This window comes from Rheinheimera tangshanensis (genome assembly GCF_014645135.1).
GTDB lineage: Bacteria > Pseudomonadota > Gammaproteobacteria > Enterobacterales > Alteromonadaceae > Pararheinheimera > Pararheinheimera tangshanensis.
This window is the reverse complement of record NZ_BMLH01000002.1, coordinates 548,079-573,612: the sequence shown is the minus strand read 5'-3', so window position 1 is coordinate 573,612 and position 25,534 is coordinate 548,079. Positions and strand designations below refer to the sequence as shown.

The window sequence follows — 25,534 nt, the reverse complement described above, 5'->3', positions numbered from 1 at the left end:
CCAACGGAGAATTCTGATGTCACGATTTTTTATCGACAGGCCGATTTTTGCCTGGGTATTGGCGATAGTGGTGATGCTCGCAGGTGTGTTAGCCATCAATACTCTGCCAATAGCACAATATCCATCGATAGCACCGCCTGCTATCAGCATCAGCGCCAGTTATCCCGGTGCTTCTGCTCGCACTTTGGAAGATACAGTTACCCAGGTGATAGAACAGAAAATGAAGGGGCTGGATGGCCTGATGTATATGTCATCCACTTCTGAGTCCAATGGTTCTGTGACTTTAACTTTAACCTTTAGCGCTGATACTAACCCGGACATAGCTCAGGTTCAGGTGCAAAATAAACTGGCCTTAGCTACTCCGCTGTTACCGCAGGAAGTACAACGTCAGGGCGTCTCTGTAGCTAAATCTGCCCGTAACTTCCTGTTAGTGGCAGGTTTTGTCTCTGAAGACGGCAGCATGAGCAACATCGACATAGGCGACTATGTCGCATCTAATGTGCAGGACATTATTTCTCGTGTGGACGGTGTAGGCGAAGTGCAGCTGTTTGGTTCCCAGTACGCCATGCGAATTTGGTTAGACCCGGCCAAACTGCAAAACTATGAACTGACTACAGCAGATATCAGCGCTGCTATCAGTGCACAAAATGCCCAGGTCTCTGCCGGCCAATTAGGGGGTATGCCTGCGATTGAAGGCCAGCAACTGAATGCTACCGTTACAGCACAAAGCCGCCTGCAAACTCCGGAGCAGTTCCGTGCAATTCTGGTGAAAACCAACAGCGACGGCTCCGTTGTGCGTTTAGCTGACGTGGCTAAAGTAGAGTTAGGTGGTGAAAACTATGGTGTTGTAGCCCGTTTTAACGGCAAACCTGCATCAGGTATAGGCGTTAAACTGGCCAGCGGCGCCAATGCGTTGGACACTGCAGCTGGTGTGAAAAAAGCCTTGGCTGATTTAGAACCATTTTTCCCGACTGGTTTAAAGTCTGTAGTGCCTTACGACACCACACCTTTTGTGTCTTTGTCGATTGAAAAAGTAGTACATACCTTAATTGAGGCTGTTGTGCTGGTGTTTGTGGTGATGTATCTGTTCCTGCAGAATTTCCGCGCTACTTTAATCCCAACCATAGCTGTGCCTGTGGTTTTACTGGGTACTTTCGCTATTTTATCGGCCTTTGGTTACTCCATTAATACCCTGACTATGTTTGCTATGGTACTGGCCATAGGTCTGTTGGTGGATGACGCCATTGTTGTGGTCGAAAACGTCGAACGGGTGATGACCGAAGAAGGTTTGTCAGCCCTGGATGCGACCCGTAAGTCGATGGATGAAATTAAAGGTGCTTTAGTAGGTATCGCCATGGTGCTGTCTGCAGTGTTTGTACCTATGGCATTCTTCGGTGGCTCTACCGGTGTAATTTACCGTCAGTTTTCTATCACACTGGTGTCTGCTATGGGCCTGTCTGTATTGGTAGCTTTAATTTTGACTCCAGCTTTGTGTGCCACTTTATTAAAACCAAGCCATGTACATGATGACAGCTCTGTTTTAGGTAAATTCTTCTCTGGCTTTAACCGTGGTTTTGATAAAACCAACAAAGGTACACAAAACTTTGTCAGTCGTATGATTAAACAAAGTAAAAGATACCTGTTAGGTTATGCGCTGATTGTTGGCGGTATGGTGTTTATTTTCAGCCAGTTGCCTTCGGCATTTTTACCGGATGAAGATCAGGGCATTATGTTTAACCAGGTGGTCTTGCCCGCAGGTTCAACCACAGAACAAACCCTGAAAGTCGTAGAGAAAATGGAAAACCATTTCCTGAACGATCAAAGCGAAGCTGTGAAGTCTATTTTCACAGTGACAGGTTTTAGTTTCGCCGGTTCAGGTCAAAACGCTGCCTTAGGTTTCGTTAATTTAAAGCACTGGGACGAGCGTCAGCGCGAAGACTTATCTGTAGGTGCTGTGGCTGGCAAAGCCATGGGCTATTTCTCCACCATCAAAGAAGCTTTTGTATTTGCTTTCCCGCCGCCAGCAGTGGTAGAGCTTGGCACAGCCAACGGCTTTAACCTGCACTTGCAGGACAGAGCTGGCTTAGGTCATGACCAGTTATTGGCTGCACGTAACCAGTTGTTAGGTCTGGCAGGCCAGAGCCCGGTATTAGCTGGTGTGCGTCCTAATGGTCAGGAAGATATGCCAGAACTGAAACTGGACATAGACCTGGCTAAAGCCGAAGCATTAAATGTCAGTCAGGCCGATATCAACAGTACGCTGGCCACAGCCTGGGGTAGCAGTTACGTCAATGACTTTATTGACCGTGGCCGGGTGAAAAAAGTCTTCCTGCAAGGCGCTCCAGACAGTCGTATGGTGCCGGAAGATTTAACCAAATGGTATGTGCGTAACAGCCAAGGTGACATGGTGCCATTCTCCGCCTTTGCCAGCTCTCACTGGACTTATGGTTCTCCTCGTCTGGAACGTTATAACGGCTTCTCGTCTATGGAAATTCAGGGCGCAGCTGCTCCTGGTTACAGTACAGGTCAGGCCATGGATGAAATGGAAAAACTGGCTAAACAGTTACCGCCGGGTTTTGCTTATGAGTGGACAGGCATCTCTTATGAGGAACGTTTAAGCGGTGGTCAGGCTCCTCTGCTATACGCTTTATCCTTGCTGGTGGTATTCCTCTGTTTAGCTGCCTTGTATGAAAGTTGGTCTGTGCCTGCTGCTGTGATGATGATAGTGCCATTAGGTGTCTTTGGTGCTGCATTGGCTGCTCTTATTGCCAACTTGTCGAACGATATCTATCTGCAGGTGGGCTTATTAACCACCATAGGTTTAGCCTCGAAAAACGCTATCCTGATTGTGGAATTTGCCATCCACCGTATGGAACAAGGTTTAGGTTTAGTCGAAGCCGCCATTGAAGCTGTGCGTTTACGTCTGCGCCCAATCTTAATGACGTCTATGGCCTTTATTTGTGGTGTCTTGCCGCTGGCTATTGCCTCAAGCGCAGGTTCAGGTGCTCAGAATGCTCTGGGTATTTCAGTGATAGGCGGCACTTTAGCTTCGTCTATTCTGGCCGTGATTTTTGTGCCGATGTTTTTTGTGCTGGTTCGCCGTGTCTTCCCGGTTAAACACCCAGCAGCGCAGGAGAACGCAGAATGAAATTAAAAACCTTAAGTGTAAGCGCTCTGGCCATGCTGGTATTAAGCGCTTGCCAGTTGGCACCAGAACAGCAGGCTATTGAGTTGCCAGTGCCAAATGCTTATGCCTCAGCAGCACAAGGCTCAGGCACCGCAGCAGCAGAGCTGCATTGGCAGCAGTTTTTCAATAATCCGAAACTGCAACAGCTGATCGAGCTTAGTCTTGCCAACAACAAAGACTTACAAATCGCTGCACTGAATGTGCAGCGGGTCAGAGCTTTGTATCAGATTGAAGACTCGGCCTTGTATCCTTCTCTGGACTTAAACGCATCCGGCACACGCCAGCGTCTGCCGGCTGATTTAACAGGTACAGGCAACGCGCAAATCAATCAGCAATACAGTGCGACTGTAGGTATTACCTCCTACGAGCTGGATTTCTGGGGCAAAGTGCGGAATCAGTCAGAACAAGCTTTGCAGCAGCTCTATTCAACAGAGCAGGCGCAATTAAGCAGCCAAATCAGTCTGGTAGCCGAGCTTGCCAATGCCTGGCTGACCTATGCCGCCGATCAGCAGTTGCTGGAACTGGCAGCCCATACCTTGCATAGCCAGCAGAAAACCCTGGAACTGACAGAGCAAAGCTACAACTTAGGCGCCACTTCAGCTTTAACACTGCAGCAGGTGAAAAGTACAGTTGCAACCGCCAAAGTAGATATAGCGCGGTATCAGCGTTTAGTCGCCCGCGATAAAAACGCGCTGGACTTACTTACAGGAACTCAAGTGTCCACAGACTTGTTGCCGGATCAGCCACTGAGCAAATTGCTACAATTGCCGGAATTACCAGCCGGCCTCCCATCAGATTTGTTGCAACAACGGCCTGATTTAAAAGCAGCAGAACATGACTTACTGGCAGCAAACGCTAATATTGGCATAGCCAAAGCGGCCTTTTTCCCCAGCATCAGCTTAACGGCTAATGCGGGTTCTGCTTCAGCTGAGCTGGATAATCTGTTTAAAGGCGGTTCAGGCAATTGGAGTTTTATTCCGTCCATCAACCTGCCGATCTTTAACATGGGCCGTACTCAGGCCAATTTAGAAGTGGCCGAAGCACAGCAGCAAGTAGCATTAGCAACCTATCAGCAAAAAATCCAGCAGGCTTTTCGTGAAGTGTCTGACAGTTTAGCCGATCGTGAAGGTTATGCGGCTCAGCTGCAGGCACAGCAAGATTTGGCCAACAGCAACCAGCAAAGCTTTCTATTATCCGAAGCCCGCTTTAAACAAGGGGCTGACAGTTATCTGCAGGTACTGGACGCGCAGCGGTCCTGGTACAGCGCACAACAACAATTAATCAGTGGCCAGCAAGCTTTACTTGCCAGTCAGATTAGTTTGTATAAAGTGCTCGGCGGTGGCTGGCAGCAAAGTAATACGTCAGCCGAATAAATGCGTGCTCACCGGGCTTTTGGGCCCGGTGTCGGAGTTCCCTATGACAGAAAAAATCACAAAAAGACATACAGATCCTGCGCTGGCAGCGGCGCGGAGAAATCAGGTACTGACAGCGGCAGCGGAGTGTTTTCGCCGCAAGGGGTACCATGGTGCTGGTATGGCGGAGATCTCAAAAACCGCAGGGATGAGCGCAGGTCACATTTACAACTATTTCGACAGCAAAGAAGCCATTATCGAAGCTATTATTCAGCGTGATATGGAAGAGATGTTTTCTATATTCCAGCAGTTCGAAGACGATCCTGGTGATCTGCTGACCATTATGCTCGATGGTGCAGATCATGGTGTTGAACGGCATATAGATAAAGAAAAAAATGCACTAGAGTTGGAGATGCTGGCAGAAGCAGCCCGTAATCAAAAAGTGGCGTTTTTGATGCAACAATCCGATACCCATGCCAGAGCCAGGATGCGCCGCTTGTTAACTGGTGAACGCAGTCTGGTCAAAGATGCAACAGACAAAGAACTGGATGCCCGTATTAACGTGATTTTTGCCATGATAGGTGGCTTGTCGATACGCCGTACTTTGTATCCTGAACTACAAAAAGATACGATCTTACTGGCGTTGCGCCCTGCGCTACGGACTTTATTGTCACCTTTTGAATAACAGTTTTACTAGGGCAGTCTGGTACTGCCTTAGGCTGTTTTGCCCTGATCCTGATTCATAGTAGCCATAGCACTGGCCCAAAACCGGATAGAGCGGGTATCGTTGCGCTGCACCGCACTTTGTAATGCTTCTTTGGCTTTGGCCATAAAATCGACTGCAGTAGTATCTGCAGCGCTTTGCTCAGCAGAACTTTCAGTTTTCCCTGAATACAGCAAAACCCGAAATGCCTGTTCCTGATCAGCCGGAATTTTTCCGCTTTCCAGGCCCTTGGTCAGCCAGTCGGATAATTGCTTGCGGCTCATCTGATCAAAGGTCAGGGTCTTACCATCCCCTACTTGCCCCTTGTCCACAGTCTGATCAGTTGGAGCAGCGACAGATTGTTGCTCCCTTTTCGCGACAGCTGCATACAGAGCAGAATATTGACCAGAGCGGATTTGACTTAAGGTTTCAAAAAGATTGCTGTTGTCCAGTTTCATAAAAATGTCCTTACCTAGCTCAGGCTGACCAAGCAAAATACAAGCCAGTATGAGAGACATTCTTTTGACAACCGAGCTTCAACGCCAGCTACCAAGTTCACAAAGCGACAGATACAATGCGGCATAATTTTGCATACTCAGAGGGAAAAATGAAACAACAGATGCAACATAAGGTGCAACAACTGGTGGAGAAAAACTGGTTTAGTCACAGTATCTTAGTGCTGATATTAATTAACGCGGTTTTACTTGGCCTGGAAACTTCAGCTGCACTGATGCAAAACTTTGGTACCGTGATCCTAGTTGCAGACAAGATCCTGTTGTCGGTTTTTGTGCTGGAACTACTGCTACGGATTTTCGCCTATCGCTTGCGCTTTTTTAAAGATCCCTGGAGTTTGTTTGATTTTGCTGTAGTCGCTATAGCCCTGATGCCAGCCACAGGACAATTTTCGGTGCTGCGGGCTTTACGGGTACTGCGGGTATTGCGTTTATTATCTATTGTGCCTTCGATGCGCCGCGTGGTCTCGGCCTTGCTGGGGTCTTTACCTGGTTTGGGCTCTATAGCTATGGTTTTAGTGCTGATTTATTACGTCTTCGCTGTCATCGCCACTAAGCTATTTGGTAGTGCCTTCCCTGAATGGTTTGGCTCTCTTGGTGCATCTTTTTATACTCTGTTTCAGGTGATGACATTAGAAAGCTGGTCCATGGGGATTTCTCGCCCTGTGATGGAACAGTATCCTTATGCCTGGGCCTTTTTTGTGCCTTTTATCCTGATCGCTACTTTTACCATGCTGAACCTTTTTATCGCCATTATCGTTAACACCATGCAAACTTTTACCGAGCAGGAGCATGCGGCAGAGCGGGCTGAAGATAAAAAAGCAGAGCAGGCAGAACAACAGCTTATGCACCAGCAACTCAAAGAGATCCAGCAGGAATTACAGGCCTTGCGATCAGAACTAAAACAACGCAACCACTAAGCATCGTCACGGGCTGCACATTGAGGTTGCGGCCTATTTCAGCTGAGGCTATTGTGAAGTTGCCTATCTATACAATGGAGTGCCCGGATGTTGTTTGCTGTTTCTCTGATGACCCGAACTAAAAGGCCAGACTTATGACAGCTCTGGCATTTTTAGCTCTGTTTGCTGTGCTGCTTGGTGCAGCCTGTGGCATCACCGCCTTAGTACAGTTACAAAAAGTAAAATCAGAACTGGCTGAGCTGAAAAAACAACTAAAAAGCTCAGCTCCTGCCTCTGTTAAAGCCGTGCCAGTTATGGCAGAACAGCGCACTTCGGAGCTGAATCCACTCAACCCATTAGCCGTTCTACCTCAACCCCAACCTACTTATTCAGCAGGCACAGAGACTAAAGCTGCCCCTGTCGATTTATTTTCTGCTCTATCTGGCTGGATAGAACAACAGCTGATTAAAAGAGGCATGGTCTGGGTAGGCGCTTTGGCATTGGCTTTGGGAGGCATCTTTTTAGTCAAACATTCACTGGACGCTGGTTGGTTATCTCCGGCCTTACGCAGCGCGTCCGGAGCAATCTTTGGTCTGGCTTTGATTATCGGTAGTGAATGGCTGCATAGACGTAGTCAGGGCCATGCACTGAACAACTATGCACCAGCGGCATTGTCCAGTGGTGGTTTTATCAGCCTTTATGCAGCTGTGCTGGTAGCGCTGGATTGGTATCAACTGATTAGCCCTGCTGTTGCTTTTCCACTCCTTGCCATTGTTGCGTTGTCTGCGTCCTGGATGTCCTTGCGACAAGGCCCATTATTAGCACTGATTGGCATTGTGGGTGCTTATGCAGTGCCAGTGCTGGTGTCCACGGACTCAGGCAATGTGCCAGCCTTATTGGCTTATATTTCACTGGTCACCGCATCTTCAGTACTGGTCGAACAAAAAGTGAAACGCCCCTGGCTATGGTGGCTGCCCATGTCTGCCCATCTGTTATGGCTTTTTGCCGCGATTTGGCTAGCTAGTTCACATCAGTTGTGGGCGTTTTGGCTGGTACTTTGTGGCAGTTTTGCGATGCTGGTCTGGTTACCCCGTATTGGTGTTAAAGCCCAACATATGCAGTTTACCCATCAGCCCATGCGCAGTTGGTGGCCATTGAACCGGACGCTGATATTGAGCCTGGCGCTTTTGGTGGTGGCATGCTGTTCATTGTTCGACACTGCAGATATCGTCAGTTTCACAGGCCTGGTTGTGCTTATCCTACTGATGCTGTGCTGCGCAGCTACAGACAGTAAGTCAGAACTACTGATCTGGCTGAGCTTTCTGCCGGCCCTTTGCTGGCTGATACTAGAACCTTTGGGATTATCCGCAGACCCTTATGCCACCAGCAGTGCCAGCCTAAAACAACATCTGCTGTTATTGGCTGTATTTGCAGTGCCATTTTGCTCTGTAGCACTGAAGTGGCCACAGCGTTTGCAATGGAGCAGTGCATTGGCCCTATTGCCTGTGCTGATACTGGGAGTGAGTCATGCCCAGGCCAGCCTTGAAATACAGCAACAGTTGCAACTGTTCTGGACTTTTTTAGCGCTGCTTCTGGTTGCGGCTCAAAGTGCGATGGCGCTGAAAACCAGCCACAAAGCTGCTGCCTTTATTCAGATGGCAGGAGCTAACTTTGCACTGACTTTATGTTTTACCTTGTGGCTTTCCGATGCAGCTTTAACTTTAGCTATCGCCGTTCAACTGGTGCTGCTGACGCTGCTAGGTATCCGATTAAACATGCCTGTGCCGCACTGGCTCATCAAACTGATAGTGGCTGCCGTACTGGTACGTTTAACAACGGCCCCTCTGATTGGACACTATGAAACCGAGCTGTTATTGGGGGTGCACTGGTCTTTTGTGGTTTACCCTGTGGCTCTGCTCTGTTTTGCACTGAGCTGGTACTTGTGGTTTAGCACCACACTTCGAAGCTATCTGGAGGGAGCGTTACTGCATTTGGTGGCTGTATTTATCACAGTGCAAACCCAGTACTGGCTCAATAACGGTGTCGTTGATTTTACTGATATGAACTTTAACACCCTGACTATTCAGGCCTTTAACTGGCTACTGATGGCATGGATTTATCAGTGGCGCAGCGGTAAAGCAGGCAGCACAGCACCACTTTACCGGGCGGCAGCCGCTGTTTTAGTGATACTGGTCGGTCTGGCGCATTTAGAACTTAGCCTTGAAGAAAACCCGTTCTGGCATACTCAGTCTTTAGGTTCTGTGCCTGTGCTAAATCTGTTGCTGCTGTTATGGGGTTTACCTGCCGTTATTTTTTGGGGGTTTAGCCGCTTGCCATTAAAGCTTCGCTTAAAAAAAGCAGCCCTTTATCTGGCTTTAGGCAGTGGCACTTTGTACCTGACTGGCGCTATCCGACATTTTTGGCAACAAGGGCAACTACTGCTGAGCTTGCCGACGTCAGTGGCGGAGCAATACAGCTATTCGTTGGTGTTTTTAACCATCGCCATCACTACAGTGTTGCTCTCACAATGGCAAAACAAAAGTGGACCGCGTAAAGCAGGGTTTGTATTGTTAAGTGTTGTGGTGCTGAAAGTTTTTGTGGTGGATTTAAACGACTTAACCGGGGTCCTTAGAGCCTTATCTTTTATTGGTTTAGGTTTAAGCCTGGTCATGCTTGGCTGGTTGTTTCAGCGTTTACAAAAATCAGACGTCGATACTGTATCTTCATAGCGGTAAACCTAAGCAGAGCCTGAGCAAACAAAAAAGTTGTGCTCAGGCTCTGCAGATTATTCTGAGACCACGCAAGGGCTATCGGTTAATTTAGGGTGACAACGCCATAGGCTTTGATCCGGAAATTGCACCGCTTTGCCATCAGGTGTTTGTTGTGGCGCTTGTGGATAAAAGTCGGTGGAAACAATCTGAGCAGCACTTCGCAAAGCCGTATCCCGTCTTGCAATAGAATAGGCTGTTGGATGAAATTCATCACTGCGGATGCGCACTATATAGCCCTGTTGCACCAGCTTTTCTATGGCATCACACTGTTGCTCTGGCTGATTTTGCAGCAGCATAGCGGCCTCTGGACTGTCTGGCGCCCGATTTACTGTGAATTGCAGCCCCAGCTGCGTACCATACACTGACTACCGCCATAACTTGAACAGTACTGCAACGCCTGAGATTGAGCATCGCCACCATCACTGCTGGTCGCCCAACCATAAATGGTGCTGCCTGCAGTTTGGTCAGCAGCATAAGCCGCACAACCAGATTCAAATACCTGCACTACACTGCAGTTTCCACCACATTCTGCTAAAGCTCTCTCTGAAGCTTCTGAAATTGAAGCATAGTCATAGGCAAAACCATATTGATCGCCCTGATTTTCATCAATAGCTAAAGCACCGGCGGCCTGAGCCAAAGAGCTAAACATCATCACTACAAAAACAAACAGCATATTTTTATACATAACCAGATTTCCCCTTAATAGTTATACCTAGTAACCACAAAGCCCAATAACAGACACAGCTTATTGATTTACAGCGAATTTAATCTGCCTGTTGCGTCCTGAACACTGTAGTTGCTTACGACAGATCTCACCACTAAAGCCGTTATATTTCTAACAGCGCCTCTTGCTCCAAAAAGCAGCCCTTTTGCTGCAACGCATCCAACAAACCATAAAAATGATGTTTTTCTGCTAACTCCAGGGCTTTTTCCAACTGATTAGGGTGCTTGGGTTTGTTGTTAAACAACGCCTGCCATGGGCTGAAATCTGCTGGTGTAACAAATTTTAGTTTGTCGCCTAAGCGCTGCTTTAACAAATCAAACAGCTCTAACGCTGCAGCATCAAAATCAAAGGCGCAATAAATTTGCTGGTACTGCTGGTAAAACGGCATCAGCAAGGCTGAACTGGCTTTACTGCCAGAGGCAAACCCAATGTCGGTAGTGTGCAAAGAAAAATCCAGCGCCAGCATCTGACCACAGACAGGCAAGAGATCCGCATAACGGAAAAAACATTCTTCGTTTTCAATCAGTAACAAGGTAGGTTTCGCTTGATAACTCTGGAATTTATTGGTGCCGTCCAACACCACCACTTCAGGTTGTCGATTCAGACATGACTGGTGATACACCAGTTGGTAACCAAAAGAGGTATTGACCTGATGCGAGTCACCAATCTGAGCCGCCTCTTTGCGTGATGCCGGCTTAAGCGCTTGCTGCTCAAGCTGACTAAACAAAGCTTCAGATAAGATATTAACCTGCCAACGACCCGAGCCTAACTGCCGCACCTTAAACATCTCGGACTTTTTCTGATAAAACAGCGGTGGCAACAACTCCAGCATACGGCCGTAATGCACAGGCTTACCCTGACGGATTTGCTGCAGGTATTTTTTTAACATCTACTGCTCCAGACCAAACGGCTCCTGCACAGTCAACCGCAAAGCGACTCAATTGGCAAGTGTCGCGAAAGCTTTATCAACTTGTCATAAATTTGCCACGGACCAGCCGGATAATAAGCCCCAGTTAAGCGCGAACCCTGTCTATATCCGTCTTAATTGAAGCTGCAGCTGTGTTGCCTGCGCTCTAAAGCCTCAATCACATAGTTTTACTATGCTCATGGGGACTTTATAGCTTGTCGCCTTGCCGCAATTCCAATTAATTAGGATAGAACTGTTGCTTTAACTCTCTGGATTGTCCTGGATTTTTGTGAGGGAAACCCTTGTGGTTCTCCCTCTTTTTTTACTGTTCATCCAGAACCTGATTGACTGCGTATTAGTAATTAATTTGCTTAAAGAAATACTGTTATGTCCCTTATCCAGATTTTAGGTTACGCTGGCTTACTGCCCTTTATCGGCCTGACCTGCCTGCAGCTCTGGCAACAGCTTGCAACTTTTCCTGCTTCCTTTATCGCGTTTCAAAGCTACAGTCAGATTATTCTGGCCTTTATGGCAGGGGTCCTATGGCCTGTGCTTTATCGACACTCTGGAAAGCTTTTTCCGCTCTGGGTGGTCAGTTTTGCCTTAGCAGGCTGGTTTAGCAGTCTGCTGTTACCTAAGCAGCAACTGCTTGTGCTGGCAGCAGCTTTTGCCGCATTGCGGCTGTTTGAATACACACAGCAAAGCCAACTCAATTATTCACCAGCCTATAACAGATTAAGAAATCATCTGACCACTGTAGTGGTTATTTGTCACCTGGTGTACTGGATGTCTCTTTAACGAATTAACCTGAAGTCCTCATCCAGCCAACCTGTGACTCCACCTATCATTTTCTTCACAGGTCTTTGCAGTTGCGCCAGTTTTAGCGCCGCTTTATCAGCACCATTACAATGAGGTCCGGCACAGTACACAACAAATAAAGTGTCCGCCGGGTATCCGGCCACAGTGTCTGCTGAAATTCGGCTGTGAGGAAAACATACAGCTTCCGGCAGATGGCCCTGGGCATAAGCAGTTTCTCCCCGCACATCCAACAGTACAAAATCCTGTCTTTTATTGCTGATAGCATGCTGTACATCCCAGCAGTCCGTTTCAAATTGTAATAAAGCGCTAAAGTGAGCAATGGCTTGGGCTGATCCCGCTGCTGCAGGTCTGGATACCATAGATGACATAAGGGCCGCTCCTAACTAGATGGTTGTTCAAAGCAAATCAGGTTCAGCAGCACTGTACTTTGCTTACACAACTCACACCATTGGCTTAAAAGACACAATAGATTAGTATTAAGCCAAATCTGAGTATCAAAGCAAACCGGCGCACAGGCATGCATAAAGTTGCGATTTTATTAGGCCCTTCAGTAGCAACCTTTGAGCTCGGTTGTGCTTCTGAATTATTTGCTTTAAACCGGCCTGAATACCCTAACTGGTATCAGACCGATATAGTCAGCTTTGCTCCCGGGCCTTTAATGGCCACTGGTGGTCTGCAATTATTAGTGCCGCAGATTGAGGATTTAAGCCCTTACGATACGATTCTGATCCCAAACTGGTCTGTCTCAGTGCCACAGCCAACCGACACATTACGCCAACAATTGCTGGCCGCTTATCAGCGCGGAGTCCGGTTGATTTCTTTCTGTTCTGGCGCTTTTTTATTAGCGGAACTTGGTCTGCTAAAAGATAAAGCAGCAACAACGCACTGGCGTTATGCCGATGAGTTTCAGCGCCGTTATCCAGATAGTCGCTATCAACAAAATGTCCTTTATTGTTTTGATGGTCAGATTGGCTGCTCTGCTGGCAGTGCCGCAGCTTTGGATTTAGGACTGGCCGTGATACGGCGGGACTTTGGGTTTGAAATCGCCAATCAAGTGGCCAAAAGAGCCGTGATTTCAGCGCACCGTCAGGGTGGCCAGGCTCAATTTGTCGCTCAGCCGCTGCAGAAAAAAACCAATTTACTCAGCGCAACCATGGACTGGGCTTTATTGCATCTACATCAGCCTTTAGCTGTGGAACAACTCGCAAATAAGGCGGGTATGTCCAGGCGTAGCTTTGACCGGCATTTTAAAGCCAGTACAGGTCTAAGCCCTCTGCAATGGCTGTTACAACAACGTTTGCAACTGGTACAACACTATCTGGAGCAAGGCCTGCATTCGATAGAGCAGATCACAGATCTGACAGGTTTTGGTTCGACTCTGAATCTGCGCCAGCAATTTCAGAAACAATTAGGAATAAGTCCACGCCAGTATCAACGTCAGTTCAGCTGCAGTCAGCCAGCGCAGCGAACAATGGTGTAAAGTGGCAAAGTAGATGTAAAAAAATGTCAAAAGCGGCCAGCTTTTGCCGCAGCCCAGCTACTGCCCCGCTATTTTGCTGAAGATCCAGTGCTCTCGCTTTGGCATCAAATTTGCTGTTGTTCAAGCAAAAGGCCAGTACTATGGCCACAACCTAAAGCTCTGGAGATAAATATGTTCAGTATTTCAGGTCTGGCTCCGGCACTGGGACCGGAAGTTCAACTGGTTCAATCACCGTCTTTTGGCAAAGATAAAGTATTTATTGACGATCCTTATGCCGACAAAGTTAGTTTATCCAGCGGCTTACAAGAGCCGGCTTTGACCTATCAGCATTTAGCTAAACACAATACGGCTTCAACTGAATCGGGCATACAAAACCAGGATAAAAACGAATCACTGCAACAACCCGATAGGTTAGCAACGCTGATGCAGCAAGTGTTGGACGGTAAACTGGGTATAGACAGGAAAAAGCTGGAAGAAATAGAAGAGAAAATTGAAGCCCTTACCAACAAAAAGGGCGAGCTGAGCGATGCGGAGAAATCGCAATTAGAAATGCTGCAAAAACAAAAAGAACAGCTGATTAAAGAAGCCGCTAAAAAACTGGTAGAAGAAAGCTAGTTCAGCGACTGATTATGCTGCCGGGTTTGTTTCTGTAATTCTGCAACCCGGCCGGAATCCTGCCATTGCTGTAAAAGTCGACTCACCTGCTGCTGCAGCTTGGCATCGGTAAAGCCAATATGGTGCTGAGCAGTTGGAAACAAATCAAATGTACGGACCTGATGGGGCTTTAATCCTTTGTCAGCCCAGCGCCTGTAAAAAGTGATCTTATCCAGCACCAGCAATTCTATTCGCCGCTGCTGCAGCATCTCAATCGCCTGATCATGATCGACCACCTCGCGGAACGAAGCTGCCATTTTCATTGCCTGCGTAAATTCAGTACCCAGAATTTTGCTGGCATTCTGAAAACTGGCGACAGAATAACGGCTCATATCCTGTATGCTGTGCAATTGATCCGGAAAGTCTGACAAGGCAAAAACCAGATTATGAAATTCAAGATAAGGCTGGCTATAAAATAAGCCGGCAACAGGTTCCCCACCTTGTCTTGCCGCCATATCCAACTGCTTATTTTGTAACATGCGGGTCAACCTGGCGTGAGGCGCAGCGATAAACTCTGCCTTGTACCCGAGTTCTGTCAGCAATTGACGGAATAACTCCGTTTCAAACTGAATGGTTTTACCTTGTTTTTCTGGTGCTGAATTCTGACTCAACCCCACCAGCAAAGGTGCTTCGCCCTCTGATGCTACAGAAGTAAAACTACAACACAGGAGCAGCAGTAAACCAGGTAAAGTGTGCATAAGAGCGCCTGAAGTTAAAAATTCTGCCCAAGGGATAAATAATACCTGTAGGCAGTGCCATTGATATCGTCTTCAGCTCTGCCATATCCCATATACACAGGACCGAAAGGACTATCCCAGCCAGCAAACAGACTGCTGGCCCATATCCAGTCTGTTTCGTTGGCAAGACTATCCAGTTGGATCATATTGCCCTTAACCTGACCTTTTTCCAGAGACATTCCCAGATAAAATGGTGAATTAAAAACACTGAATCTGTTTTCACTCATTTTGTATAAATACACCAGACTGCCAAATTTTACTTCACTGCCAAATAAATAATTTTTTGGATAACCAGACAGATTTAATAAGCCTCCCAATGAAAACTGCTCAACAGCAACCTCTGGATCGCCTGGCGTGTAATCTTCAAAACGCCAGCGGGTACGCAGAATATGGCGTTCAAAAAAGCTGCGGGCAGCCTGCACTTCAATCGAGTGACTGCGGCTACGATAAGTTCGGCCAAAGGCTGTGTCATCCAACCATTGCCAGTTTGCACTGACACGAAAGCCACGACTGGCAAATACCGGGTTATCCATTCTGTCCCAGACAAAATCCAGTAACGGACCTTCACGATCATAACCCAGTCTGGTCAATCCCAAATCCTCCACTCCAGCACCCGGAATACGGAAATAGCCGTCTCTGTTCGTCCAGCCGGAGCTTAGTCTTGCATGATCCGATAGGTTCCAGCCTGCCTTAGCTGTCAGTGCTGTTTCTCTGTTGGATAAATCTCCTAAAGATAACCCTTGCGTATCCTCCAGCGACAAAATAGTGTTTTCCCGCTGGACTTGGGCACTAATAAAAGTGGCAGGTGAAAACACAGGCCAATACAACTCTGAACTAATAAATTTATCAGTGCCCAGTGCCAGTTCATTGTGCAGTTCGGCGCCGAGATCGGTGATATTGGTGTACGTATAAGAACCTGCCAGCTGGTAGTATCTATTGTTCCGGAAGTCATCCTCCATGACGAAACGAAAATTCAGATAACCAGGCCCCCAGCTTTTCTCTACGGCCCGCACCTTTAGCAGAGTGTCTTTTCCCTGTTCACTTTTTTCTAGTTGCAAGGATGCTCTCTCCAGCGTATCCACTCCGTAGACCTGGCGCAGGCCTTCTTTGAGTTTTTTGCTGTCATAAATTTTGTTTTCTTTTAACGCAAGCCGTTGTAGCAGCACCTGATCAGACAATAAACTTTGGTTATCCAATTCTATGCTATCCACCTCGATACTTTGCTCTTGTTGTGCTCTGTGCGCCGCCAGCCACTGTGAATAGTGCTCGGGGTAAGCAAAGCTGGCGAGGGCTTTACTTTGTTGCAAAGCGCTGACTTTGCCCGCCTCAATAGATTGAGGTAACAGCTCAAAATCCAGAGTCCCTATCTGCGCAACGTCCGGAACCAGTAACAAGTCCTGCGTCCCCAATAGAGCAATCTGCTGATCCACCACCTGACGCACTAAAAAATTAGTCAGCTGATCCGTGACCGCAAAGGCAGAATCTAATTGGTCTTTATTGAGCAGCGGCGCGTCGATTGCTACTGCGATCACTCTGTCAGCGCCTAACTCTTTCGCAATACTGACAGGTAAGTTATTGGCAACTCCGCCATCAACAAGAACACGACCATTCATCTCCATAGGTCTGACAACACCCGGGATAGACATTGAGGCCTGCACGGCTTGTAATAAGCTGCCCTGACTCATCACTACCGTTTCTCTGTTGGTCAGATCGGCCGCGACAGCGCGAAAAGGAATGGGTAACTGATCAAAATGGCTGTGATTTAATACGGGTCCATAGGCTTCTAAAATTAACTCGGCCATGGCCTGACCTAACAGCACTCCTTTTGGAATTTTGATACCAGAACTATCTAAACCTAAGCCCAAACGGATAGGATAGTCATCTTGCTGCTGTTTACGCCTTACCGGCATTTCATCCCGGTGCACTTTATCGCGAAATCCTGTGCTCCATTCTAAGTGATTCAGAATATGCTGAATTTCATCCGGGCTATGGCCTGTTGCATAAAGCCCGCCGATAAAAGCACCAATGCTGGTCCCTACAATCAAGTCAATAGGGATTGACTGCTGCTCTAACTGACGGATCACCCCCAAATGAGCACCGCCCCGGGCTCCGCCACCTCCCAGTACTAAAGCAATACAAGGACGGTTTTTGACTTTGTCGCAAGGTAACTGTTGCTGATGCTCCGTTTGGGCGGCAAAAGATAGTTCACTCAATAGTATGGGCAATAACCACAGCAGCCACTTTGCCTTCATACACGGCTCCTCTTGAGCTGTTTTTCGTTATCCGTAAAACTACTAAATTGAATAATCAGGTTTTTCTTTGGTTCTGACGCTTTAGAGTTGAGTGCAAACCGAGTTATTGCTAAGGTTTTAAAACACATTTCCAGACCTTTGCTTTTCACTTATGCTTAGTTGAGCGCGCAGTGTTGCGCTACCCGGAATTTTTTTATCTACTATGACAGCATTCAAGTTGGGCTGCCACAACGAGGTCAAATGTTCGATTCATTACGCAGCAGATTGGTAGTTTCCCTTATCAGCTTATTGACTATTCTGGCTTTAGCCAGCGGCCTCGCCACGTTAAGTACCATGAAAAAAGACAGCGAGCAGCAGGCACAGCAAGTATTGAAAGTTGCAGCGAATGTGTTTCTGCAGGCTTTGGACAATAGGGCCAGCCAGCTCAGCAGTTCTGTCAGTATCTTAGCCAGTGATTTTGGCTTTAGACGGGCTGTAGCCACTGCTGAGCAGGAAACTATTTTATCTGTACTGGAAAATCATGGCAGTAGAGTCAATGCAGATTTAGTGTTGTTATTGTCACCTGCTGGAGATCTGCTCGCCAGCACCAGCCCGGACCTGAATAATGAAGATGTAAAATCCGTGTTTTTGCAAAGCAAAGGCAATCAGTCAGGCACAGTCAACGACATACTTGTATTAGCAGGCAACTCCTATCAGTTTGTTTTAGTACCAGTTAAAGCACCTCAAACTATAGCCTGGGTTGGTATGGGCTTTAGTTTAAATAAGCAGCTTGCAGAACAAATCAAAGGCATCACGGATCTGGACATCAGTTTCACCACCAATGGCGACAGAGGCAATCAGACGCTGCATTCCACTTTAGATACCGACACTCAACAAAGTTTGTTGCCATTGTTACCCAGTCTGGTTGAAACCAGGCAGCAACCTTTTAGCAGCAATGAGGATAAATTTTTATCCTTGGCGCTGGCCTTAGACAAGCAGCAACTTCTGTGGGCTGTATTGCATTATCCAAGTTCTCGCTGGCAGGAAAGTTACCAGGACATCCGCCAACAACTACTGGGAATTTTTGGTTTCAGTTTAACCTTGGCCTTGTTGCTAGCGTTTGTGATAGCCCGAAGCATCACACAACCTCTGCGTTTATTATCCAATTTCGCCAGCCAGATTGGCCAGGGCCAGACCACTGCAGATTTGCCCGAAGCCAAAGGTGAAATTGGCGTGTTAGGCAACACTTTATATAAGATGCAGCAGGACATTCGTAGTCGTGAAGCTGAATTGCTGTATCAGGCCGAACATGATTCATTGACTGGGTTAAAAAACAGAGGTGCAGCCGAACGTAGACTGGCAGAACTACTGCCGTCGGCAAATGTGGGCTTGTTACTACTGAATATCAAAAACTTTAGGCATATCAATGACGCTCTAGGTTTTGCCAATGGCGACTCTTTGCTACAACAAATGGCCCAACGTTTACACCAACTCAATCCAACTCCTGTCTTAGCGGCCCGACTAGGCGGTGATGAGTTTTTACTGCTCTACACCCACTATTTTTCTGCGGAACAGCTAGAACAATTAAAACTACAACTACACTCGGGGTACTTACTGGCCGACTCGCCATTGAGCCTGAAGGTAACCATTGGAGCTTATAACATCAGTCCCGGCAGTGTTCATGCCAATGATGCAATACGACGGCTGGATATTGCACTTAATCATGCTAAAGATCAGCCCGGCTTAGTCGCGTTTTATCAACAAGGCCAGGATGAAAGCCACCAGCGTGAGCTGACCATTTTGCGTGATTTACCTGCCGCTTTGCAGCAAAACCAGCTTTTTGTGGTATACCAACCTAAAGTCGATCTGCAACAACAGTCCTGCCATTCAGCAGAAGCGCTGATCCGCTGGGTACATCCGGAACTAGGTTTTGTACCACCGGATGAATTTATAAAATTAGCAGAACACGCCGGCAATATAGCGCTGGTGACCGAATGGATGCTCAATACCGTTATTGCACAACTAGCGCTCTGGTATCAGCAAGGAAAAAGGATCAAAGTGGCCGTGAACTTGTCCGCTCACGATCTCACCAACCCGCAACTGCCTGCAGATATAGCTGCACTGTTGCAATGCTATCACCTGCCCTCTTCAGTGCTGGCTTTAGAGGTCACTGAAGGTGCTGTGATGCAGGACCCTAAACAAGTGATCCAGATTTTAACCCAACTGCGTGACATGGGGATTGAGTTAGCCATTGATGATTTTGGTACGGGTCAGTCGTCATTAGCTTACTTAAAACAATTACCCGTACACGAAGTCAAAATTGACCGGGCTTTTATTAAAGACATCGAACACAATCAGGATGACGCCCTGATCGTCAGCGCCACCACTCAACTAGCCCATAGTTTAGGCCTCAAAGTAACGGCTGAAGGCCTGGAAAATCTGGCAGGACTGGCAAAATTACAACAGTATCAATGCGATAAAGTACAAGGTTACTTTTTTTCAAAACCTTTAACCTCAGAAGTTTTCGGCGAATGGCTTCAACAGTTTTCTGAAAAAAGCCCTGACTGGTTTGAACAAGAGAGCAATCAATGAAAATACTCCTCTGCAGTCTTTGTTTACTGATGGCCAGTGGCAGCCTGATGGCAGGCTCAAAAGTAATAGCCACAGGTGGCGCAACCACTGTTGAAGGTAATTCAGGGGGCGGCATAGTGCCTTGGGCTACGATCAACGGCTACAGCAGTAGCGATGAGTGGTCGGTAAACACCTTTGCTGGGCGGGTTGGCGTCGATGATTTTACGCTGGACAGTGTGGGGATAGGAGCCAGTTTTAATAATCAGTGGGAACTGTCCTTTGCCCGGCAAAAATTTACCTTGGATACCATAGGTGGTGAACTGCGTCAGGACATTCTGGGGATCAAGTACAAAATCGCGGGCGAACTTTTATACTCTGGTATGCCGCAAATAAGCCTCGGGGCTCAGTTTAAGAAAAACCGTGATTTTGCTTTACCTGCAGCGGTCGGAGCCGGAGATGATTCAGGTTATGAGCTGTATCTGGCTGCCAGCAAAGTATTTTTTGATGCCATAGCAGGCCGCAATCTGCTGCTCAATGCCACTGTTCGCTCCACCGATGCTCATCAAGCCGGCTTATTAGGCTTTGGTGGCGCAGGCGTTAGCCACAAACTGATGTTTGAAAGCTCAGCAGTGTTGTTGCTCAATTATAATCTGGCGCTGGGGACAGAATTTAAACAAAAACCTAATCAGCTGGGGTTTGCTGATGAACAACACTGGCGTGACGTCTTTGCCGCCTGGTTTATTAATAAAAATGCATCTGTGGTGCTCGGTTATGTTGATTTAGGTGATATTGCCGGTCTCACCGAACAAACGGGCTTTTATTTATCAGTGGAGGGCACATGGTGAAATACCTGTTGTTCGTAACGACCTTAGTATTAACTGCATGCCAACACCATCCTGAAGCCAGCTTATATCAGCGTTTAGGCGGCGAAACAGGAGTCGAAAATATTGTGGATGGTGTTTTATCTGGTATAGAACACGATTCCAGCATAGTGCATCATTTTGCTGATACCGATATCCCCAGATTTCGCCGTTTATTAATAGAACAGTTTTGTGAACTCGCTGGTGGCCCCTGTAAATATACCGGCGCATCGATGCAGGAGAGCCATACAGGATTCCAAATTACTCAAGCCCATTTTGACGCTCTGGTGAACCATCTCATCAGCGCCATGCAACAACAACAAGTGCCGATAGAAGCGCAAAACGAATTTTTGGCTATGCTGGCCCCGATGTACAAAGACGTGGTGTATCGCTAATGGCTGCAAAGGTTGTTTTTCTCGATGCAGCCACTTTGGCTGACACTGATTTAAGCCCGCTGCATCTGGCTGACGTTAGTTTAACTTTGTATCCATCTACCTCTGCTGAGCAGCTACAGCATCACGCCAGCGGCGCACAAGTGCTGATCAGCAATAAAGTTGCATTAGATGCCAAAGCCATAGCGGCGCTGCCAGAGCTGCGCTGCATTCTGGTGGCGGCAACTGGCGTCAATATGGTGGATTTAGCCGCAGCCAAGGCGGCTGGTATAGTCGTTTGCAATGCGCAGGGTTATGCCGGTACTGCAGTGCCACAGCAGGTGTTTGCCTTGTTGCTGCAACTGACCAACCATATTCAGACTTATCATCAGGCGGTACAACAAGGCGCTTGGAGTCAAAGCTCGCAATTTTGTTTGCACTTGCAGCCGATAGAAGAGCTGGCGGGTAAAACCATGGCTGTGCTGGGTTATGGTGATTTAGGTCAGGCTACTGCTCGTCTGGCTGAAGCTTTTGGCATGAGAGTTCTTGTTGCAGAACGGCCGGACGCTAAAGAGATCCGTACTGGCAGAACCTCGTTCGAAGATGCATTACGTCAGGCCGACGTCTTATCTTTGCATTGTCCTTTGACAGAAGACACGGCACAACTGATCAATACCAAAACCCTAAGCTTTATGAAACCGAAGGCGCTGCTGATCAATACCGCCAGAGGGGGACTGATTGATGAAGTGGCTTTAGCAGAAGCCTTATTAAAAGGTACTCTGGCTGGAGCTGCTTTGGATGTGCTAAGTACCGAGCCTCCGGCTGCCGATCATCCTCTGCTTCAAAGCGCCATACCCAACCTGATCATCACTCCTCATGTAGCCTGGGCTAGTCGTCAAGCCATGCAACGTCTGGTGGCACAACTGGCTGAAAACCTGCAGGCATTTCTGGCACAACAACCTATTCGTCAGGTATGAGGTTCAGCAGGCTGTGATCTTGCCCCAGCGTCAGAGTAAAATCGGCGCAGTGCGGCAGTTGTTGCCAGCTCTCACGAGTCAAACGCTCAAAATACAACATAAACTGCGTCAGTTCAGCCGGGCTTTTGCCAAGCCCTTGCTGCTGTAAAGGGAGTTCTTGCAAAGCTCGCCAACGGCATACTGCGTCCCAGTCCGGTGCATTGAGCCATAGCAGATGGTTTAATAATTGCCAGACTGATTCACTTTGCGCCGCCATATCACGTCAGGGTCTTGCTGTTGTTCCAGCATATTCAGACTGGTAAGCAAGGCTGCATCCGCTTGAGCCGCCACCCCAACACACCATCCTTCGAGGATCAGCAAACGGGCATCTGTTTTTTCAGAGTAAGCTGAAATACAGTCTCTGCCTTTGTCGTAACGGCGCCAACTCTGAGCATCGCCACGAAGAAATGCCCGAAGCTGTGAAAGCAGTAAGCCTGTCTCATGAGTCCCTGGGACCCCACGCTCAGCAAAGAGCGGGTGCCAAAGACGTGCCAGCTCCAACCGCTGTGCTGGTTCCAGATAATAATCATCCAGCGAGATCACATCAGAGCGCACCCCTTGCTCAAGCCATAGTTGTTGTAAACTGGCTGCGAGTGTACTTTTTCCACTGCCTTGCGCCCCGCTGATGCCGATAATAAATGACTGCGAGGGCTGCTCCTCGCTTAAACGCCTTAGTTGCTCATTCCAAACGCTCTGATTGGATAACTGCACTTTTAGGCTATAAAAAAGCCATTGCCGAAGCCATAAATATCCTGAATTATCAGTCACTAAGCACCTCATCGTTTTCATCTGGCTGTCTGATTTTCTTTCAGTTACACTGCGTTGTCTATTTTTGGAGAACTTCTGCATGCGCCACGCGTTAAGCATTCTTTTAGTACTGGTTACTTTTTCGGTTCATGCAGCAGATTTGTCTCAATTAATGCAGCAAGTCAAAGCCAACCCACAAGGACAACTTGACACACAATTAAAGCACCCAGCCAAAACAGCCGAAGAGCATTTTTTATTGGCTTACAGTCATTATGTCCTGAAGAATAAAGAAGCGGCATTGGAATTCAGCAATAAAGCTATGACTTTGGAACCTGACGCTGAACTGGCTGGCCGCATCTTATTGATGCAAGCTTTAAGCTATGGCGTATTTTATCGTGACACCGCGATGGCCATCGAAAAGTTAAAACTGGCAGAAGCTATTTTGCCGGAACAGGACACGACAGCGATACGTAGTTTGCGTATGGATATTCTGGAAAGTTTTGCTCAGGCTTATAATCAACAGGGAAATGTAGAACTTGCGATGAAAGCCGCGACCCAAAGCCTGACCCTGGCAACACAAGCTGCAGATAAACAGCGCCAGTTGAATTCCATGATCATGCTTGGACGCCTGCATCTACAAAACAACAACCTGAGCAAGGCCTATCAATATTTTAAATCTTCGTTGCCACTTGCCAGTGAAATGGGTGATCAGCAAGCGATAGCGTCCATTAGTATGCGCTTGGGGATGGCCTATCAAAAACTGGAACAACACGAGCTGGCGTTACAGTACTTTAACGAGGCTGCGCGGCTGTATCAGCAATTAAATAGCTTAAGTGCTCAGGTCAATGCACTGATTAATAGCGGTGACAGTCAATTAGTTTTAAAACAATTAGACAACGCCAAAACAACCTACAACAAAGCACTGAAACTGGCAGTGGAGAGTGAAGATCCTTACATGTTGATCTCTGCCTATGTCAGCTTATCTGAATTGGCATTGGAACAAGTTGACTTAGACCAATCTGAGCAGTTATTGACCAAAGCACATCAGTTGGCCAGCCAGCTTTCAGCACAATCGATTAAAGCAGAAACCGCTTTATTTCTGGCGAACGTATTTATCAAAAAACAAAACTATAGTGCAGCCAAAATAATGCTGGATGAAGCAGCTCCAGAACCGGATAAGCTGGCGGCCTTTCTAAAGCGTAAGCATCTTGCATTAAGCGCAGAACTCGCGGCGCTTGAGCAACAATGGCAACAAGCTTATCAACTGGAAAAAACAGCCAACCAAATGGAGGTGGCAGAGCTAAACGATACCAGCAAGCTGCAACTGGACAACCTGCAAAGCAGTCTTGAATTACAGCTGCAACAGGAAAAACAACAAGAGCTGCACTTCAGTCAGCAAACTCAACTGAAATACTGGTTGCGGATTAGTCTGGTTCTACTGACTATTGCCGTCCTGACACTACTACTGCTGTTGAGCAAACAGAAAAAAAATCGTTCTGGCCCACTGGTCCAAATGCCACAATGGCGCAGTTTTACCGAGTTATTGCTGCATCATCACAGAACCAAAACTCAGGGACACTTGCTGCTGGTGATGCCACAACAAACGCCTGCGCTATTGAACAAAGGTATACAACAAGTCAGTACTGATTTAGAGGGGTTCAGGCTGATATTGGATCAATCGTTATTCTGGGTTGAACAGGATCAGGAATTCTGGTTGTACTGTGCTTCAGAACAACAGGCTGTGGAATTGCAACATCAACTCGTACAAAGCTTGCCTGAAGACTATCAGGCTCACTCTGCAGTCCTGCCTCTGCATGCACTTCTTTCAGAGCGTATTTGCGAACAGGATTTAGATGCGCTGCGAGAGCTGGTGTGGTACAGCTTGTATCTGGCGGAGCAACAAGGTTTGAAAGGCGCATTACACCTGGGTTATCAGTGTCATCAGAGTCGACCTTGTGCCTGGCAGGCTGAACAACTACGTCAGGATTTATTTAACGCCATTAGTCTGGGTTTATTAGAGGTTCAGGCCAACGGCGTTTCGCTAAGCGCAAAACTACAGAGCCAACTGGCTCATATCTGAAGCTGCAACAAGGATTCTGGCAGTTCAAATGTCATCACGGTTTTGCGAAAAGGACATATAAACTTCAGTTTTACCGCCTGTAACATTAAGCCCTGTTCATTTTTATTGCCTGAGCCATAGGCTGGATCGCCCATCACCGGGTGTCCTGCTTGTGCAAAATGACGACGGATCTGATGTTTACGGCCGGTGATTAACCTTACCCTAACTACACTGCTGCGACGCTGTTCAGAATAAGACTCCAATTCAAACTCAGTGGCGCACGCCTTATCGTCTAACGGAGAATTCAGCACAGCTTTTGTAATCAGCTCAGCGGACAACTGGCCTTTCACTTCAATACGGTATTCTTTTTCTATTTTGTGCTGCTGTAACATCAGACTAAAAGCTGCGGCAGCTTGTTTAGTATGAGCAATCAACACCAAACCACTGGCTTCACGGTCCAGACGGTGCAACAAAAAGACCTGACGTTTACCTTGCCAGTACAATTCCGCAAAGCGTAATAAAGAGAGATGATCGCCCCATTCATTGCCTTGCGACAGCATACCTGCAGGTTTGAACCAGACGCTGTAGCCACGGGCTTCGTGGATAAGAACAGCGGGCTCACAACTGCGTTGCAGCAGCTGTTCGTCGTAATTCAGCTCCAGACTATCGCCAGGCAATAGATCCGCCTGAGCACGGCGCAATCTTTTATTTTGCTTGCCACGCCGCCACAACACAGCCCCTTTATTCATCGCATCTTTCAGCCGACCTTTGCTGAGCTGTGGTGCCGCTGTAACTAAAGCATCAATGGCCTGTTGTGCTGTGGTGATCTGCAGCTTTTTTGATAGTTTCAAAATAATTCTTCACTTAAAAATAAGTTCAGCCAGTATTCATGGCCATTAGCCTGTAATGATACCAAAGCTAAGGAGGCTCTGTG

General features: G+C 47.4%; 23 protein-coding genes. 13 read left to right on the top strand and 10 right to left on the bottom strand.

Features of this window, described 5'->3' with window-relative positions; all coding sequences use genetic code 11:
* The first annotated feature begins 16 nt into the window (after nucleotides 1–16).
* Genes IEW88_RS07125 through IEW88_RS07115 form a run of 3 tightly spaced genes read left to right on the top strand, consistent with a single transcriptional unit; the run spans nucleotide 17 to nucleotide 5,224 of the window.
* Nucleotides 17–3,148: an efflux RND transporter permease subunit gene (locus IEW88_RS07125; RefSeq protein WP_147903632.1), complete on the top strand. Its 3,132-nt coding sequence runs from the start codon at nucleotides 17–19 to the stop codon at nucleotides 3,146–3,148.
* On the top strand, nucleotides 3,145–4,560 hold the full coding sequence (locus tag IEW88_RS07120; protein WP_147903631.1) for an efflux transporter outer membrane subunit: 1,416 nt from the start codon (nucleotides 3,145–3,147) through the stop codon (nucleotides 4,558–4,560). Before IEW88_RS07125 ends, IEW88_RS07120 begins: the two co-directional genes overlap by 4 nt.
* 43 nt (nucleotides 4,561–4,603) lie before the next feature.
* Nucleotides 4,604–5,224 carry a TetR/AcrR family transcriptional regulator gene (locus IEW88_RS07115; RefSeq protein ID WP_147903630.1) on the top strand — a complete coding sequence of 207 codons (621 nt, stop codon included), beginning with the start codon at nucleotides 4,604–4,606 and terminating at the stop codon, nucleotides 5,222–5,224.
* A 29-nt stretch (nucleotides 5,225–5,253) separates the two neighbouring features.
* Here the strand turns inward: IEW88_RS07115 and IEW88_RS07110 are convergent, their stop codons facing one another.
* Nucleotides 5,254–5,700 carry a hypothetical protein gene (locus IEW88_RS07110; RefSeq protein ID WP_147903629.1) on the bottom strand — a complete coding sequence of 149 codons (447 nt, stop codon included), beginning with the start codon at nucleotides 5,698–5,700 and terminating at the stop codon, nucleotides 5,254–5,256.
* A gap of 149 nt (nucleotides 5,701–5,849) precedes the next feature.
* On the opposite strand from IEW88_RS07110, the gene IEW88_RS07105 reads away from it, so the two are divergent.
* Together IEW88_RS07105 and IEW88_RS07100 are read left to right on the top strand one after the other, a co-directional pair.
* Entirely contained in the window at nucleotides 5,850–6,674 is an 825-nt protein-coding gene (locus IEW88_RS07105) for an ion transporter (protein WP_185148558.1), read from the top strand.
* Between the two features lie 134 nt (nucleotides 6,675–6,808).
* Nucleotides 6,809–9,382: a DUF2339 domain-containing protein gene (locus IEW88_RS07100; RefSeq protein ID WP_147903627.1), complete on the top strand. Its 2,574-nt coding sequence runs from the start codon at nucleotides 6,809–6,811 to the stop codon at nucleotides 9,380–9,382.
* Between the two features lie 56 nt (nucleotides 9,383–9,438).
* On the opposite strand, the gene IEW88_RS07095 is transcribed toward IEW88_RS07100, so the two are convergent.
* The 3 genes from IEW88_RS07095 to IEW88_RS07085 form a co-directional block, all read right to left on the bottom strand.
* Nucleotides 9,439–9,720 carry a Ca2+-dependent phosphoinositide-specific phospholipase C gene (locus tag IEW88_RS07095; protein WP_147903626.1) on the bottom strand — a complete coding sequence of 94 codons (282 nt, stop codon included), beginning with the start codon at nucleotides 9,718–9,720 and terminating at the stop codon, nucleotides 9,439–9,441.
* A 29-nt stretch (nucleotides 9,721–9,749) separates the two neighbouring features.
* Entirely contained in the window at nucleotides 9,750–10,109 is a 360-nt protein-coding gene (locus IEW88_RS07090) for a DUF4189 domain-containing protein (RefSeq protein WP_221411376.1), read from the bottom strand.
* A 142-nt stretch (nucleotides 10,110–10,251) separates the two neighbouring features.
* The gene (locus IEW88_RS07085) at nucleotides 10,252–11,037 is read right to left on the bottom strand and encodes a hypothetical protein (protein ID WP_147903625.1); all 786 of its coding nucleotides are present in this window, start codon (nucleotides 11,035–11,037) and stop codon (nucleotides 10,252–10,254) included.
* Nucleotides 11,038–11,442: 405 nt separating this feature from the next.
* Here IEW88_RS07085 and IEW88_RS07080 point away from each other — a divergent pair, with 405 nt between their 5' ends.
* Nucleotides 11,443–11,853 (top strand): DUF3429 domain-containing protein, encoded by a 411-nt coding sequence (locus tag IEW88_RS07080; RefSeq protein WP_147903624.1) that lies wholly within the window; start codon nucleotides 11,443–11,445, stop codon nucleotides 11,851–11,853.
* Here the strand turns inward: IEW88_RS07080 and IEW88_RS07075 are convergent.
* The gene (locus tag IEW88_RS07075) at nucleotides 11,850–12,242 is read right to left on the bottom strand and encodes a rhodanese-like domain-containing protein (protein ID WP_147903623.1); all 393 of its coding nucleotides are present in this window, start codon (nucleotides 12,240–12,242) and stop codon (nucleotides 11,850–11,852) included. The genes IEW88_RS07080 and IEW88_RS07075 overlap by 4 nt on opposite strands.
* 149 nt (nucleotides 12,243–12,391) lie before the next feature.
* Between IEW88_RS07075 and IEW88_RS07070 the strand changes: the two genes are divergently transcribed.
* The gene (locus IEW88_RS07070; RefSeq protein WP_147903622.1) at nucleotides 12,392–13,354 is read left to right on the top strand and encodes a helix-turn-helix domain-containing protein; all 963 of its coding nucleotides are present in this window, start codon (nucleotides 12,392–12,394) and stop codon (nucleotides 13,352–13,354) included.
* 171 nt (nucleotides 13,355–13,525) lie between these two features.
* Nucleotides 13,526–13,969 carry a hypothetical protein gene (locus IEW88_RS07065; RefSeq protein WP_147903621.1) on the top strand — a complete coding sequence of 148 codons (444 nt, stop codon included), beginning with the start codon at nucleotides 13,526–13,528 and terminating at the stop codon, nucleotides 13,967–13,969.
* Here the strand turns inward: IEW88_RS07065 and IEW88_RS07060 are convergent.
* Nucleotides 13,966–14,706: a substrate-binding periplasmic protein gene (locus IEW88_RS07060; RefSeq protein ID WP_147903620.1), complete on the bottom strand. Its 741-nt coding sequence runs from the start codon at nucleotides 14,704–14,706 to the stop codon at nucleotides 13,966–13,968. The two genes, IEW88_RS07065 and IEW88_RS07060, sit on opposite strands and share 4 nt — an antisense overlap.
* Nucleotides 14,707–14,720: 14 nt before the next feature.
* Nucleotides 14,721–16,997 (bottom strand): patatin-like phospholipase family protein, encoded by a 2,277-nt coding sequence (locus IEW88_RS07055; RefSeq protein WP_147903619.1) that lies wholly within the window; start codon nucleotides 16,995–16,997, stop codon nucleotides 14,721–14,723.
* A gap of 240 nt (nucleotides 16,998–17,237) precedes the next feature.
* On the opposite strand from IEW88_RS07055, the gene IEW88_RS07050 reads away from it, so the two are divergent.
* From IEW88_RS07050 to IEW88_RS07035, 4 genes are read left to right on the top strand one after another with little or no spacing between them, the layout of a single operon-like run.
* Nucleotides 17,238–19,568 carry an EAL domain-containing protein gene (locus IEW88_RS07050; protein ID WP_147903618.1) on the top strand — a complete coding sequence of 777 codons (2,331 nt, stop codon included), beginning with the start codon at nucleotides 17,238–17,240 and terminating at the stop codon, nucleotides 19,566–19,568.
* The gene (locus IEW88_RS07045) at nucleotides 19,565–20,392 is read left to right on the top strand and encodes a DUF3034 family protein (protein ID WP_147903617.1); all 828 of its coding nucleotides are present in this window, start codon (nucleotides 19,565–19,567) and stop codon (nucleotides 20,390–20,392) included. The genes IEW88_RS07050 and IEW88_RS07045 overlap by 4 nt, the downstream gene beginning before the upstream one ends.
* Nucleotides 20,386–20,802, top strand: coding sequence for a group I truncated hemoglobin (locus IEW88_RS07040; RefSeq protein ID WP_147903616.1), 417 nt, complete (start codon nucleotides 20,386–20,388; stop codon nucleotides 20,800–20,802). Before IEW88_RS07045 ends, IEW88_RS07040 begins: the two co-directional genes overlap by 7 nt.
* Nucleotides 20,802–21,755 carry a D-2-hydroxyacid dehydrogenase gene (locus tag IEW88_RS07035; RefSeq protein WP_147903615.1) on the top strand — a complete coding sequence of 318 codons (954 nt, stop codon included), beginning with the start codon at nucleotides 20,802–20,804 and terminating at the stop codon, nucleotides 21,753–21,755. The genes IEW88_RS07040 and IEW88_RS07035 overlap by 1 nt, the downstream gene beginning before the upstream one ends.
* Here IEW88_RS07035 and IEW88_RS18675 read toward each other — a convergent pair.
* Together IEW88_RS18675 and IEW88_RS18670 are read right to left on the bottom strand one after the other, a co-directional pair.
* Nucleotides 21,739–22,011: a hypothetical protein gene (locus tag IEW88_RS18675; RefSeq protein ID WP_229670339.1), complete on the bottom strand. Its 273-nt coding sequence runs from the start codon at nucleotides 22,009–22,011 to the stop codon at nucleotides 21,739–21,741. The two genes, IEW88_RS07035 and IEW88_RS18675, sit on opposite strands and share 17 nt — an antisense overlap.
* Nucleotides 21,975–22,562, bottom strand: coding sequence for a hypothetical protein (locus IEW88_RS18670; protein WP_229670338.1), 588 nt, complete (start codon nucleotides 22,560–22,562; stop codon nucleotides 21,975–21,977). The genes IEW88_RS18675 and IEW88_RS18670 overlap by 37 nt, the downstream gene beginning before the upstream one ends.
* 79 nt (nucleotides 22,563–22,641) lie before the next feature.
* On the opposite strand from IEW88_RS18670, the gene IEW88_RS07025 reads away from it, so the two are divergent.
* Nucleotides 22,642–24,621: a tetratricopeptide repeat protein gene (locus IEW88_RS07025; RefSeq protein ID WP_147903614.1), complete on the top strand. Its 1,980-nt coding sequence runs from the start codon at nucleotides 22,642–22,644 to the stop codon at nucleotides 24,619–24,621.
* Here IEW88_RS07025 and IEW88_RS07020 read toward each other — a convergent pair.
* The gene (locus IEW88_RS07020) at nucleotides 24,612–25,451 is read right to left on the bottom strand and encodes an RluA family pseudouridine synthase (RefSeq protein WP_053424187.1); all 840 of its coding nucleotides are present in this window, start codon (nucleotides 25,449–25,451) and stop codon (nucleotides 24,612–24,614) included. The two genes, IEW88_RS07025 and IEW88_RS07020, sit on opposite strands and share 10 nt — an antisense overlap.
* Between the last annotated feature and the right edge of the window lie 83 nt (nucleotides 25,452–25,534).

What these genes read in the sequence shown, in the direction of transcription:
- IEW88_RS07120 (WP_147903631.1), top strand. Translation starts at nt 3,145, where the DNA reads ATGAAATTAAAAACCTTAAGTGTAAGCGCTCTGGCCATGCTGGTATTA.
- IEW88_RS07035 (WP_147903615.1), top strand. Translation starts at nt 20,802, where the DNA reads ATGGCTGCAAAGGTTGTTTTTCTCGATGCAGCCACTTTGGCTGACACT.
- IEW88_RS07085 (WP_147903625.1), bottom strand. Translation starts at nt 11,037, where the DNA reads ATGTTAAAAAAATACCTGCAGCAAATCCGTCAGGGTAAGCCTGTGCAT.
- IEW88_RS07125 (WP_147903632.1), top strand. Translation starts at nt 17, where the DNA reads ATGTCACGATTTTTTATCGACAGGCCGATTTTTGCCTGGGTATTGGCG.
- IEW88_RS07055 (WP_147903619.1), bottom strand. Translation starts at nt 16,997, where the DNA reads ATGAAGGCAAAGTGGCTGCTGTGGTTATTGCCCATACTATTGAGTGAA.
- IEW88_RS07105 (WP_185148558.1), top strand. Translation starts at nt 5,850, where the DNA reads ATGAAACAACAGATGCAACATAAGGTGCAACAACTGGTGGAGAAAAAC.
- IEW88_RS07115 (WP_147903630.1), top strand. Translation starts at nt 4,604, where the DNA reads ATGACAGAAAAAATCACAAAAAGACATACAGATCCTGCGCTGGCAGCG.
- IEW88_RS07075 (WP_147903623.1), bottom strand. Translation starts at nt 12,242, where the DNA reads ATGTCATCTATGGTATCCAGACCTGCAGCAGCGGGATCAGCCCAAGCC.
- IEW88_RS07095 (WP_147903626.1), bottom strand. Translation starts at nt 9,720, where the DNA reads ATGCTGCTGCAAAATCAGCCAGAGCAACAGTGTGATGCCATAGAAAAG.
- IEW88_RS07060 (WP_147903620.1), bottom strand. Translation starts at nt 14,706, where the DNA reads ATGCACACTTTACCTGGTTTACTGCTGCTCCTGTGTTGTAGTTTTACT.
- IEW88_RS07070 (WP_147903622.1), top strand. Translation starts at nt 12,392, where the DNA reads ATGCATAAAGTTGCGATTTTATTAGGCCCTTCAGTAGCAACCTTTGAG.
- IEW88_RS18675 (WP_229670339.1), bottom strand. Translation starts at nt 22,011, where the DNA reads ATGGCGGCGCAAAGTGAATCAGTCTGGCAATTATTAAACCATCTGCTA.
- IEW88_RS07110 (WP_147903629.1), bottom strand. Translation starts at nt 5,700, where the DNA reads ATGAAACTGGACAACAGCAATCTTTTTGAAACCTTAAGTCAAATCCGC.
- IEW88_RS07045 (WP_147903617.1), top strand. Translation starts at nt 19,565, where the DNA reads ATGAAAATACTCCTCTGCAGTCTTTGTTTACTGATGGCCAGTGGCAGC.
- IEW88_RS07025 (WP_147903614.1), top strand. Translation starts at nt 22,642, where the DNA reads ATGCGCCACGCGTTAAGCATTCTTTTAGTACTGGTTACTTTTTCGGTT.
- IEW88_RS07090 (WP_221411376.1), bottom strand. Translation starts at nt 10,109, where the DNA reads ATGTATAAAAATATGCTGTTTGTTTTTGTAGTGATGATGTTTAGCTCT.
- IEW88_RS07080 (WP_147903624.1), top strand. Translation starts at nt 11,443, where the DNA reads ATGTCCCTTATCCAGATTTTAGGTTACGCTGGCTTACTGCCCTTTATC.
- IEW88_RS07100 (WP_147903627.1), top strand. Translation starts at nt 6,809, where the DNA reads ATGACAGCTCTGGCATTTTTAGCTCTGTTTGCTGTGCTGCTTGGTGCA.
- IEW88_RS07040 (WP_147903616.1), top strand. Translation starts at nt 20,386, where the DNA reads ATGGTGAAATACCTGTTGTTCGTAACGACCTTAGTATTAACTGCATGC.
- IEW88_RS07065 (WP_147903621.1), top strand. Translation starts at nt 13,526, where the DNA reads ATGTTCAGTATTTCAGGTCTGGCTCCGGCACTGGGACCGGAAGTTCAA.
- IEW88_RS07050 (WP_147903618.1), top strand. Translation starts at nt 17,238, where the DNA reads ATGTTCGATTCATTACGCAGCAGATTGGTAGTTTCCCTTATCAGCTTA.